This is a genomic window from Nostoc spongiaeforme FACHB-130, from assembly GCF_014698475.1.
GTDB lineage: Bacteria > Cyanobacteriota > Cyanobacteriia > Cyanobacteriales > Nostocaceae > Nostoc_B > Nostoc_B spongiaeforme.
The window spans coordinates 21,568-34,457 of the sequence record NZ_JACJTB010000019.1; the positions used below are offsets into that span (position 1 = coordinate 21,568).

7 protein-coding genes and 2 pseudogenes are annotated in these 12,890 nt (G+C 41.0%); 6 read left to right on the forward strand and 3 right to left on the reverse strand.

Going from position 1 to position 12,890, the window contains the following annotated elements; translation table 11 throughout:
* Window positions 1-308 precede the first annotated feature (308 nt).
* Entirely contained in the window at window positions 309-1,691 is a 1,383-nt protein-coding gene (hemN, locus tag H6G74_RS15350) for an oxygen-independent coproporphyrinogen III oxidase (RefSeq protein ID WP_190968500.1), read from the forward strand.
* A gap of 264 nt (window positions 1,692-1,955) precedes the next feature.
* Here the strand turns inward: hemN and H6G74_RS15355 are convergent, their stop codons facing one another.
* Window positions 1,956-2,366, reverse strand: a complete 411-nt coding sequence (locus H6G74_RS15355; protein ID WP_190968501.1) for a MerR family transcriptional regulator — start codon at window positions 2,364-2,366, stop codon at window positions 1,956-1,958.
* 310 nt (window positions 2,367-2,676) lie between these two features.
* Between H6G74_RS15355 and H6G74_RS15360 the strand changes: the two genes are divergently transcribed.
* The 3 genes from H6G74_RS15360 to H6G74_RS15370 all read left to right on the forward strand — a co-directional run bounded on the left by H6G74_RS15360 (window position 2,677) and on the right by H6G74_RS15370 (window position 9,385).
* Window positions 2,677-3,489 (forward strand): SDR family oxidoreductase, encoded by an 813-nt coding sequence (locus H6G74_RS15360; RefSeq protein ID WP_190968502.1) that lies wholly within the window; start codon window positions 2,677-2,679, stop codon window positions 3,487-3,489.
* Window positions 3,490-3,665: 176 nt separating this feature from the next.
* The gene (locus H6G74_RS15365) at window positions 3,666-4,556 is read left to right on the forward strand and encodes a phosphodiester glycosidase family protein (RefSeq protein WP_190968503.1); all 891 of its coding nucleotides are present in this window, start codon (window positions 3,666-3,668) and stop codon (window positions 4,554-4,556) included.
* A gap of 740 nt (window positions 4,557-5,296) precedes the next feature.
* Entirely contained in the window at window positions 5,297-9,385 is a 4,089-nt protein-coding gene (locus tag H6G74_RS15370; RefSeq protein WP_190968504.1) for an FG-GAP-like repeat-containing protein, read from the forward strand.
* A gap of 63 nt (window positions 9,386-9,448) precedes the next feature.
* On the opposite strand, the pseudogene H6G74_RS15375 reads toward H6G74_RS15370, so the two are convergent.
* A pseudogene (locus H6G74_RS15375) lies at window positions 9,449-10,168 on the reverse strand (RtcB family protein); the annotation flags it as partial.
* A gap of 411 nt (window positions 10,169-10,579) precedes the next feature.
* Window positions 10,580-11,041, reverse strand: a pseudogene (locus H6G74_RS15380) (RtcB family protein); the annotation flags it as partial.
* Window positions 11,042-11,246: 205 nt separating this feature from the next.
* Between H6G74_RS15380 and H6G74_RS15385 the strand changes: the two are divergent.
* Window positions 11,247-12,161, forward strand: a complete 915-nt coding sequence (locus H6G74_RS15385; RefSeq protein ID WP_190968505.1) for a class I SAM-dependent methyltransferase — start codon at window positions 11,247-11,249, stop codon at window positions 12,159-12,161.
* Window positions 12,158-12,886 (forward strand): HAD family hydrolase, encoded by a 729-nt coding sequence (locus H6G74_RS15390; RefSeq protein ID WP_190968506.1) that lies wholly within the window; start codon window positions 12,158-12,160, stop codon window positions 12,884-12,886. Before H6G74_RS15385 ends, H6G74_RS15390 begins: the two co-directional genes overlap by 4 nt.
* The last annotated feature ends 4 nt before the right edge of the window (window positions 12,887-12,890 follow it).

Genomic DNA, 12,890 nt, shown 5'->3' on the forward strand with positions numbered 1-12,890 from the left:
TTCTCCTTACTTTAATTGTTTGTGAGTGCCTGATTATTTCTCCTGCTTTGCACTAGCGCATACAAAATCTATGGGCAATTTGTTGGATGTTGATATTGGTGAAAGTAACAAATTGCCGCTTCTATTAACCATATAGCTTTAGTCAGATAGGTCAGGAAATTTTGAGAATGTAAAAGCAGAAGTAATATTTTACCTTCTACCTTCTGCCTTCTGCCCCCTGCCTTCTGCCTCTGGCAATACAAACAAGCACTCAGGCTGATTTTTTGAAAGTTGGAAAATCCAGCCTACCCATTACGTTGGAGGTTTTGATGGTATTCATATTACCCAGTGTCAAGTTTGATTTGGATTTGATCAAAAAGTACGACACAGCTGCACCGAGATATACAAGTTATCCACCGGCTACCGAGTTAAGCGAAACATTTACAACAGAAGATTTTCATACAGCGATCGCAGCTTCTAACCAGAGAAAATCTCCGCTATCATTTTATTTCCACATTCCTTTTTGTCAAAGTGCTTGTTATTTCTGTGGCTGTAATACAGTAATTTCCAACAACAAGAATATTGCCAAACCTTATCTAGAACATTTGGCGCAAGAAATCAAGCAGATGTCTACCTTGATTTCTCCCGATAGAAAGGTATTACAAATGCACTGGGGTGGCGGTACACCAAATTATTTAGACTTGGAACAAGTGGAATTTTTGTGGAAGAAAATTACACAACATTTTGAATTTGACCCCCAAGCAGAAATTTCCATTGAAATTAATCCCCGCTACGTTGATAAAGAATATATTTTCTTTTTGCGGGAGCTAGGATTTAATCGTGTGAGTTTTGGTATCCAAGACTTTAATAATGAAGTCCAAGTCGCTGTGAATCGCATCCAGCCAGAAGACTTGTTATTTAATGTCATGGATTGGATTAAAGCAGCCAAGTTTGATAGTGTGAATGTTGATTTAATTTATGGTTTACCTTATCAAACTCTGCAAACATTTCGAGACACAATTAGAAAGACTGTTGCATTAGATCCAGACCGAATTGTGGTGTTTAACTTTGCTTATGTGCCTTGGTTAAAACCTGCACAAAAAAATATTCCCCCAGAAGCATTACCAAAACCGCAAGAAAAGTTAGAAATTCTCAAAATGACGATTGAGGAATTAACCAGTAGCCAGTATTTATTTATTGGGATGGATCATTTTGCTAAATCGAACGATGAATTAGCGATCGCCCAACGAAATCGCACCCTACAACGCAACTTCCAAGGTTACACCACCCACGCTGGTACAGATTTGTTTGGGTTTGGGTCAACATCAATTAGTATGTTGAACGATGCTTACGTCCAAAACCATAAACACCTCAAAGATTATTATCAAGCAGTTGCTAACAATGTTTTACCTGTGAGTAAAGGCATCAAACTTACTCAAGATGACATTATTCGTCGAGATGTCATTATGTGCATCATGTCTCATTTTCAGTTGTACAAACAAGATATTGAAGAGAAATATCATATCAATTTTGATGAATATTTCTCTCAAGAATTATCAGCTTTACAACCATTAGTTGAAGATGGATTACTAAAGTTATCTACCCATCACCTGCAAATTACTGACATCGGCAGATTATTAGTGAGAAATATTGCTGTTGTTTTTGATGCTCATCATCAACAGCAAGATAAGCAATTTTCTAGGGCAATTTAACTCTAAATGGTGATTAATTTTGGAGTTAGTTTAAGCTATGTCTTAAACTTTAGTTTTGGTATCACTGTGTAAGTCCTAAGAAGAAAATAATACTAGATATAAGTAGGTCGTTGTGAATATTTATCGTCAGGATAAGGCAGGAGGGAAGAGGTTTTTAGCTTAGTTAATCTTTCGTAACATAGTTAGGTTTTTTCTCACCGACTTACTTAAAACTCATATTTGATTGGGAGAAGAATCAGCCAATTCAGAAATCAAACCGGATTTCTATAGAGTCTCGGCATATACTTCTTGTTGTAGCCTAGTGAGTTTTGTTGCTAGGTAAGTTTTGATTTCTGCTAGTTGTTGCATTTTTTCAGTGATTTCTTGAAGTTTGCATTCAATAATCAGTATTTGCTTAGTTTTAGGTAGTTCATTACTTCCCCATTCATCAATTAGCTGTTTAATTTCATTGAGGGTAAACCCCAAGGCTTTACCTTGATTGATCAGCCGCAGATGTTCTATTGTCTCGACACTAAATTCTTTATATATTCTGCTTCCTGCCTGTCTTTCATTAGCAGCAATCAATCCGATTTTTTCATAAAAACGGATCGTGTCTTTTGATAATCCTGTTTTCTTAGAGAGTTCGCCAATTAGCATCAGATTTACCTGTAATATTTGTCCTTGGTTATTGGTCATTTGTCATGACTATGACAGTCTCCACTCCTAAAATAGAACTCTTGCACGAATAATTGAAAAATCGGAATATATAATTTTTCTGCCTTCTTATTTGCGTCTTTGCGCGGCAGTCGCTTCAAGTCGGGGAACCAGCCCAACGCGCTGCCTTGCCTTTGCGTGAGCTTTTAAATAATATTGTCAGCAACACCAAAGTATTTATGCAAGAGGTCTAATGTACAAATGAAAAACGCACCAACTGATCACTTGACTGTGGAGTATACTCTACAGTTTAGGCTTTCTTTCAGATAGCGATTTTGAAATCAGGAAGCCAATGATGCGTAAGACAGTTTTGATTACAGGTGCTTCGAGTGGAATTGGTGAAGCCACAGCAAAGTATTTCTTAAATAAAGGCTGGAATGTTGCTGCAACAATGCGATCGCCACAAAAAGCTGGCGACTGGACAAAGGCAAAAAATATTATCTGTCCGTATTTGGATGTCACAAATCCAGACACCATCGAGTCTGCATTGCATGAGACATTAGCAGCTTTTGGACAAATAGATGTATTAGTTAATAATGCCGGATATGCGCTCATGGGGCCACTGGAAGGAGTGACACCAGAACAGTTAGAACATCAATTTCAAACTAATTTTTTTGGACTTGTATCGACGATTCAAAAAATTTTACCTATTTTGCGGAGACAAGGCGGAGGCACAATTATTAATGTGGCTTCGATTGGTGGTCGTTTGGCTTTTCCACTTGTGTCTTCTTATCATGCAACTAAATGGGCGGTAGAGGGACTTTCTGAATCTCTACGCTATGAGCTACGAAGTTTTGGAATTCGTGTCAAAATTATTGAACCTGGTGGGATTAAGACAAATTTTATTAATCACGGCATTGTCTGGGCAAATCATCCTGCCTATACAGATATGGTCTATCAAGTGAAAAGCTTTAATGAGAAGATTAATGATTCTTTAGCTGCGCCGGAAGGTGTGGCTAAAACAATTTATCGAGCAGCCAGCGATCGCTCCGCAAGACTGCGTTATTCTCCTTATGGGGAAGCGTTTCTGGTTCTGCACGCAATTCTCCCTGATAAATTATGGCGGTCTTTAGTTGAGACTGTGATGTTGCGGACAACAAAATAATTTTGGTTTCTCAAAAAATATTGAAATTGGGTGTAAGGGTTTTGCTTACTTACACCCTTACACGCCCAATGGCGCGAGAGAGGTTACCGTAATTTTAAACATTCTGATCGTAAATTCTAACTTCTGATTCTTAAATTCTGCTGTAATATTCATGCAGCAAGGTTGAGTGTGAGCAGATGAGAAAAATTTGGCTGCTGAGTTTAACTATAGTGAGTGTTGGTGTATTGCTTTTGTGGTTGGGTATAAGTTTGTTACCAAAGTCGATATCTTCGGCAATTCCCAACTCAAAAACCATCCGTTACTTTGAACGCACCTTACCCCAAGGTATAGCTCATGTTTTGTTAATTCCAGCCAACAGCAAGTTTGTAGTTACTCCAGCATTATCACAGCAGACAAACACTGTAGAAGAATTTGCCCAAAAGCATCAAGCTGTGGCTATTATCAACGCTGGCTTTTTTGACCCAGCCAACGAAAAATCTACATCTTATATTATTGCTAATGGTCAATTGGTAGGTGACCCCAGAAATAATGAGAGATTGATTAATAATCCCAAATTAAGACCTTACTTGATTGCAATTTTAAATCGGAGTCAATTTCGCCGTTACTTGTGTGGAGAAACAACTCGCTACGCCATAGCTGTGCATAATGAAACACCACCAGCCAAATGTCGCATAATTGACGCTATTGGTGCTGGGCCACGACTTTTACCAAAACTCACACCAGAGCAGGAAGCTTTTGTAGATAATACTAACGGACGCGATGCAATTGGAAGTAAACAACCCAACGCTAGAACGGCTGTAGGTATTACCCGCGATCGCAGTATTCTTTTAGTGATGGTAGCTCAAAAGCCTTCACAACCGAATAATTCTGGTGTATCTCTATCGCAACTAGCAGATTTAATGAAAAAGCTGGGCGCAGCCGAAGCAATGAACTTGGATGGCGGTAGTTCATCTTCCCTTTATTACAACGGTAAAGCCTTCTACGGCAAAGTTGATTTACAAGGCAATGTTATCAAGCGACCTGTAAAATCCGTTTTATTAGTCCAAGACATAACAGGGGACAGGTAATAGGTGACAGGTGACAGGGTTAAAAGCTTTGTGCTGTCATTCATTTTATAATTACCCCCAACTGATACCAAGCTGGGGCATATTGGGGATATTGGCTAATGATTTGTTCGTATTGGGCGATCGCTTCGGTTAATTTTAAAGGAATGCAACTATGGCGATCGCTGACCGTAGCCAGACCATTTAATATAGTGCTGATAAATATAATCCGTTAGTTATCAGTTTCCACCGCTAAATCATGAATATCTGGAATTGCAACCAGTCAATAAAATGATGCGAAGCAAGTATTTCTACAGGAAGAGCAGCCTGAGCATTAGATTGTAAAAGCATAAACAAAAAATATATCAATGTAGATTAGGTGGAACAAAGTGAAACCCAACCTTTTTAGTTACCAACTATACATACGTATAAAATCAAGTCAACAAGTGATTTGAGTTAATACAAATACTACTAATAAATAAAAATTAAATCAGCAATTATACATAAATAGATTGTCTTAAACTTCTTTTGAAATCAGTTAAGCACAGTAATAGTACTGTAAATTTTTATATCAATTTAAGCTAAAAAAGTATAAGTATTTTTTTCATTTCTAGGTGTTCGTTTCACCTTTTCTAGTTTGCTGAGGTACAAGTTTCTCTGCGTTTATCTGGGTGCATCTGCGGTTAATTTTTCCTGTCTATTACCTCGCTAGAGTCAGAAATACTATAGCCCAATTAACCCTCCAGTCAAAAGATTGAAACATTATGGCATCTACTGTTACTACTGCTACAAAACAAACTCTAGTCATTATTGATGCAGGAATTGATGACTATCAAATACTACAGTCAGGCATCCTACCCACAGCTAAAGTTACCGTCCTCAACAAACATATAGATGGTATTGCTCAAATCAGCGCCCTGTGCAGAAACTACCCAGCAGCCAGTATCCAAATAATTGCCCACGGTAGCCCAGGTTGCTTGCAACTAGGTAATAGCCAACTCAATTTAGATAACCTCCACAGCTACAGCCAACAACTACAACAATGGCAAGCCGCAGAAATCCTCATCTATGGGTGTGAAGTTGCCAAAGGAGAACAAGGTAAAAGATTTATCCAAAAGCTGCACCAAAATACCAAGGCGAATATTGCTGCCTCAGCCGGGAAAATTGGCAACGCCCAACAAGGGGGAAGTTGGGAACTAGAACACAAGCTAGGGGAAATCACCTCACAGGTGGCGTTAACAGCAGAAATTCAACAAGCCTACCCTGGAGTGCTAGTGACCTTTGCCACCGCCACTAACTTCACCGTCGGCAGTAACCCCCAGTCAGTCACAGTGGCAGACTTCAACGGCGACGGCAACCTCGACTTGGTTACTGCTAACTCCAACAGTGATAACGTCTCTGTGCTTTTAGGTGATGGTACAGGTAGCTTTAGCACACCCACCAACTTCACCGTTGGCACTAGTCCCACCTCAGTCACAGTGGGAGACTTCAATAGCGACGGCAACCTTGATTTGGCTGTTGCTAACCCGAGCAGCGACAACATCTCTGTGCTTTTAGGCGATGGCTTAGGTAGCTTCGGCACCGCCACTAACTTTACCGTCGATACTACTCCGATCTCAGTCACAGTAGCAGATTTCAACGGCGACGGTAAACTCGACTTGGCTGTTGCTAACTACAGCAGCAGTAACGTCTCATTGCTTTTAGGCGACGGCTCAGGGAACTTCGGCACTGCCAGTAACTTCAGTGCCGACTTTCATACCCAGTCAGTCACGGTGGGAGACTTCAACGGCGACGGCCAGCTCGATTTAGCTACTGCTAACGAAGGCAGCAACAACGTCTCGGTGTTATTAGGCGACGGTACAGGCAACTTCGGCACCGCCACCAACTTCACCGTTGGCAGTAGTCCTTGGTCAGTCACGGTGGGAGACTTCAACGGCGACGGCCAGCTCGACTTGGTTACTGCTAACGAAGGCAGCCTCAACGTCTCAGTGTTGTTAGGCGACGGCTCAGGCAACTTCGGCACCGCAACCAGCTTCAGCGTCGGCAGTAGTCCCAGATCAGTTACAGTGAGAGACTTCAACGGCGATGGTAAGCTCGACTTGGCTGTTGCTAACTTCAACAACAGCAACGTCTCAGTGCTGTTAGGTGATGGTACAGGCAACTTCGGCACCGCAACCAACTTCACCGTCGACACTAATCCCAGCTCAGTCACAGTGGGAGACTTCAACGGCGATGGTAAGCTCGACTTGGCTGTTGCTAACTTCAACAACAGCAACGTCTCAGTGCTGTTGAGTACCACCAAAATCAGCATTGCTGCCGGTACTAACCCCAAAGAAGGCATTGCAGATGGCACGTTTACCATTACCCTCGATTCTCCTGCCCCAAATGGTGGCTTAACCGTCAACTTTAACACCAACAGTAGCACCGCCACTACAACCACCGACTACACTCTAGAAGCCGGCACAAATATTACTGCTGTCTCAGGCAACACTTTCACCATTGCCGCCGGAGAAACTACTGCCACCTTAAGAGTTGTAGCTGTAGCTGATAATGTAACCGACCCCAACGAAACAGTTATTCTTAATCTAGAATCTGGCTCAAACTACATCCTGAGCGCAAATAACACCGCTACTTTAACAATTGTAGAACCTGTTGCCCCGGTCATTACTCTTACCAGTACAAATCTCATCACCTACACAGAAAATGATGCGGCTACAGCGATCGACTCTAGCCTCATCGTTAATGATGTTAATTCCAGCGACCTAAATAGTGCCACCATCAGCATTACCAGTGGTTTTGCACCAGATCAAGACATCCTTGAGTTCACAGATCAAAATGGTATCACTGGCAGTTATAGCGATGGTGTTTTGACTTTAACTGGTACTGCCACAGTTACCGAATATCAAACCGCACTACGAAGTATTAAATATCGCAACACCAGCGATAACCCTAGTACCACCACCCGCACCATTAGTTTTGTTGCCAATGATGGCGACCTAGATAGCAATACTGTTACCCGCAATATTAGTGTGAGTCCAGTCAATGATGCCCCTATTATCATTGCTACTAGCCGCACCCTCGACTACACAGAAAACGCCACTACAGCCATTGACTCTAACCTGACAGTGATTGATCCTGACTCCACAAACCTGACTGGTGCCACCGTCAGTATTACTAGTGGTTTTGTCAGCACAGAAGACATTTTGAGCTTTACTAATCAAAACGGCATTACTGGCAGATACAGCAACGGGGTTTTAACTTTAACTGGTACTGCTACTGTTGCCCAATATCAAGAGGCACTGCGAAGTATTACATATCGCAATAGCAGCGATAACCCCAGCACTGTCACCCGCACCATCAGCTTTGTCGTCAATAATAACTTGTCCAGTAATACTGCCACTCGTAATATTAATGTAAGTTCAGTCAATGATGCCCCTGTTGTTGTTACTACAAAAAATGCTGTTAAATATATCAACAACAGCAGCATAAATATTGACTCTAACATTACTGTTACCGACGTTGATTCCCCTAACTTAACTATTGCCGTAATTCGCATTAATGATGGTTTTAACAGCCTAGAAGACATTCTTGATTTCACTGAGCAAAACGGCATAAAGGGCGACTACGATAATGGTTTTTTAACCTTAAGTGGTACTGCCACAGTTGCTCAATATCAAGCAGCACTGCGAAGTATTAAATATCGCAACAGGAGCAATAACCCCAGCGTTGGCATCCGCACTATCAGTTTTCTTGTTTATGATGGCTCCGCCGAGAGTATTGCTGTTACTCGTAATGTGAATGTGGGGATAAATGAAGCAACAGGATTGACTAACCCCAAAGATGATGTCTTTTTCTTGTCAGGTGAAAATCAAAAAGTCAGACTAAAAGTCCAGTTGACTGGATGTAGTGCCAATGTCGTCAATGAACTGGGTTTATTTACTGTTGATGATGCTCAAGGTACGATTGACGGTATTGCTCCTGGTGCAAATGGTTATGCCGAAGCCGCATTAACAAGGTCAAGGGTAATTTTATCGGCACTAAATAATAACCCCAATGGCTTTGACTATAACAATCTCAGCAGCATACTGGAACTAGATGGTAGTCAGGATTTCCGCTTTTTATTAGTGACTGACGGTACACTTGATTCTGTACGCAACAATCCCGGCTTAATTAACAAGTTACTGTTTTCTAGTGTCACCACACAAAAAATTACTGACTTGGGTGAAAATACTTTCTCTATAGGTTGGAAAGACCCTTTTAATAACAATGCGACAGAGTTTAATCATTTAGTGGTGAGAGTTCAGCAAACAGATCAAGATTTACCTTTGGGTACAAATCTGCAAAATGATTTCCAAGGGGAACTTATTGATTTACGAGATGTACAAACTGCCGTTAAAGCCGAATTTTCTGTTTACAGAGAAGCAGCCTACGACAACTATGTCGGCTTTTATCAGGTAGTTGATGAAAATGGGGGAATTGATACCAATGGTGACGGTACGGTTGATTTACTTACAGGACAAGCAGGCTATATTGAAGCGGCGGTGCGTAATCGAGTAGCTGGGATTGATTTGGCTGTGAGTAATCAAGGTAGCGCCTCTTTTACTGGTACTTTCCAACCAGGGGGAATATTTATTCCCTTCATTATTGTGAATGGTCGTCCCGATGCACTGTTAGATAGTAATCCAAATAATAATCCGGCAATTTATTTCCCGTTTTTGGGTGCTAATGCTGACAAAGCTGATCACATTCGCTTATTAGGAAATAATACCTTTGGTTTTGAAGATTTATCTGGTGGTGGCGATCGCGACTTTAATGATTTAATTGTCAAAATAAATCTTTCAACCGTGGTGTAGATTTTCTATTCATTGTCAAGAAAGTGGAGGATTCATACCCGCCACTTTCTTATCCTGGTTACTTTAACCCTTGACACACACAACTTGCTTGAGTGTCGCCACAACTTCGACTAAATCAGATTGATTTTCCATTACTTGCTCAATTGGTTTATAAGCACCTGGAATTTCATCCAAAACATCATTATCTTTGCGACATTCTACACCTTTAGTCTGTTCAATTAAGTCATCAAGTGTGTAGACATTTTTGGCTTTATTTCTGGATAATAATCTGCCAGCACCATGACTACAAGAACAGAAACTATGAGCATTACCTTTGCCTTTGACAATGAAAGATTTCGCCCCCATTGAACCAGGAATAATCCCATAATCTTCTGTCTGGGCGCGGACTGCTCCTTTACGAGTGACATACACATCTTCGCCAAAATGTACTTCTTTTTCGGCGTAATTGTGATGACAATTTACCTGCAATAAAGGTTTAGTTACTTTTCCACCCGCCAAATGTTTTTCAATAATGTGCTTAAAACGCATCATCATCACATCGCGGTTGAAACGTGCATAGTCTTGCGCCCATTGCAAATCATTCCAGTAAGCTTGAAATTCTGGTGTATTTGCCACAAAATAAGCTAAATCTGGGTCAGGTAAATTATTCCCCGCCATCTTGGCTAATTCTTTGGCAGTATTAATGTGACATTGAGCTAACTTATTCCCGATGTTACGTGAACCAGAATGTAACATTAGCCAAACTTGGTTCTCTGTATCGAGGCACACTTCAATAAAATGATTCAATTTGTTACTGATTGCTGGCTTAATTTATTAAGTCTCCATAGCCTCATTTCTACACTACTGGGACTTACGCAATAACTCTCTAAAACTCTTATAACTTCGTGTCCTTTGCGTCCTTTGCAGTTCGTTTATTTATACTTCTGCGTAAGTCCTGACTATTTTGATTTTTATTAAGCACTTTCAATAAATGAAAGTAGCAATCGATCAAGTCATTTCTGCTTGATTCTATACCTTCTTGTTCGGTATAGTTCGGAGCACACCTTCATCCTAAATTATTAGCTATTTAGGATGCCCAAGTCCCTCTGCTCTCTACGGGGCGTTTTACCGCTTCCCTCGGTATTAGCAATCTCAGCTTTCACCGATTTGGACGAGTTTTGATTACTGTATTACTACAGTAAGGGGCAATCTTTCACCCCCACCAAGAGAACCCATTTGTTTCATCGATTTATTTTCCAAGTCCTGCACTCCAGGGTGCAAATCTTGGAAATCATGCCAACGTTGCCAGTTAGTAACTGATTTTTCAATCTCTTTATTTTCGTTGAAACCTGTGGGAATTGCTGCTTCAATATCAAGGCGAATTTTTTTGAGTTTGCCTTCTAATTTATCGCCACTAAATGGCATTTTGATAGCACACATCCCACAACCAAGATCCACGCCCACAGCAGCAGGAATGATGGCATTTTTAGTAGCAATTACAGAACCAACTAAAGCACCTTTTCCTAAATGCACATCTGGCATTAAGGCGACGTGTTTAAATACAAATGGTAGTGATGCCACATTTTGCGCCATCTTGGTTTCATCACTTGCTAAAGGATGATTTGCCCAAGATAGAACAGGTGTTTGTGTATTAATTTCTAAGTTTTCGTAAGGCATTTTGTTGATTTAGATATATTGGATGGTGATAATTCTGCTGTAAATCAAGTTTTGCATTGAGTTTCGATAAATTGCCTGCATAATAACACTTGTAATATAGTTGTAATACAAAAATTAGATGAATGTCAATTCTGGTGCTTGGTGAGCAAAGCAGATTTTGGCAAGATACATTAAAATTTGTCAAGAAAATGACTAAATAAATATTATGGCAACGGCTCAAGATACCATCTGGGAACGTTTTTTATCTCCGGTAGTGCGTTTTCTGATTGATGAGGAGAAGTTAAAAAGATACGCGCTGAGTATTGATTGGGAAAAAGAGGGCGATCGCATTCGTTCTGCCGATGTTACAATTCCTGCGTACTACAAGCAAAATTTTCACGGTATCAAAGGCGGATATCTCAATTCTAGTGCGGCGGTAAGTTATGACCCAATTACGGAATACGCCCTACCACCGAATGAAACTTGGGTGCGTCAAGCATTGATTGATGCGGTAAAAGTTCAACCAAGGCGCATACTTGATTTGGGTTGTGGTACGGGTTCCACAACTTTGATGTTAAAACAAGCTTTCCCCCAAGCCGAAGTGATTGGTTTGGACTTGTCGCCATATATGCTAGTGAGGGCAGAGGATAAAGCCAGAACTGCCAATTTAAATATTATCTGGCGACATGGCAACGCCGCGCAAACCCATTTCCCCGATGCTTCGTTTGATTTAGTTACCGCGTCTTTACTATTTCACGAAACCCCAAGTGCAGTTACCCAAGCAATTTTGCAAGAAAGCTTTCGGTTATTAGTAGCTGGTGGACAAGTTTTAATTTTAGATGGCAGTCAAAAAACCCTGCGTCAATTAGATTGGCTGAATAATATCTTTGAGGAACCCTATATTCATGAGTATGCTGCTGACAGTGTAGATGCGCGTCTGGGTGCGGCGGGGTTTCAAGGGGTACGGACTGACGATGTTTGGTGGATACATCAAGTCAGTAGCGGGATAAAACCAACTATGATTACAGGTTCAGCTATGCAAGCCACAGTCCGCCAGAGTAGTAAGGGATCAACAGACAGCACAATAGATAATAATGATTTGGAGGGTTTAGAATCTCCAGTATTTGGCATAACGGCATGAGTTTAAAGGCAGTTCTGTTTGATTTTAATGGTGTCATCATTAACGATGAACGCATTCACCTGCAATTAATCGATGAGATTCTCGTGAATGAGAATCTCCAACCCCAAAAACCCCAAGAACGTCAGACTTGTTTGGGCAGGAGCGATCGCGCTTGTTTTCAAGAACTGCTGGCAAATCGCGGTAGAGTAGTCACGGAAGAGTATCTCAACCAGCTACTTCACCGCAAAGCTGAAGCTTATGTGCTGGAACTGGAAAAATTAGAGAAACTGCCCATATATTCAGGTGTAGAAGATTTAATTTATCAGGTGCGATCGCAAAATCTTTATTTAGGTTTAGTGAGTGGCGCACTCCGCAAAGAAATAGAATTAGTACTCAACCGCGCCAAACTTGCAGAATACTTTACAGTTATTGTCGCAGGCGACGACATCACCACCAGTAAACCCAAACCAGATGGTTATTTGTTAGCAGTGCAACGCTTTAACCAACAATATCCCGAATTAAATTTGCAACCGCAAGAATGTATCGCCATTGAAGATACCCCCGCAGGTATCCAAGCAGCAAAACTAGCCAACATGAAAGTTGTGGGTGTAGCCAATACCTATCCTTTCCACATGCTTCAGCGTTGCTGTAACTGGACTGTAGATTATTTGACTGATTTAGAACTCGAACGAGTGCAGAACGTGTTTTCTGGCAAAGAACCTCAGCCAAGGGTAAGTGAATGTTAGAATA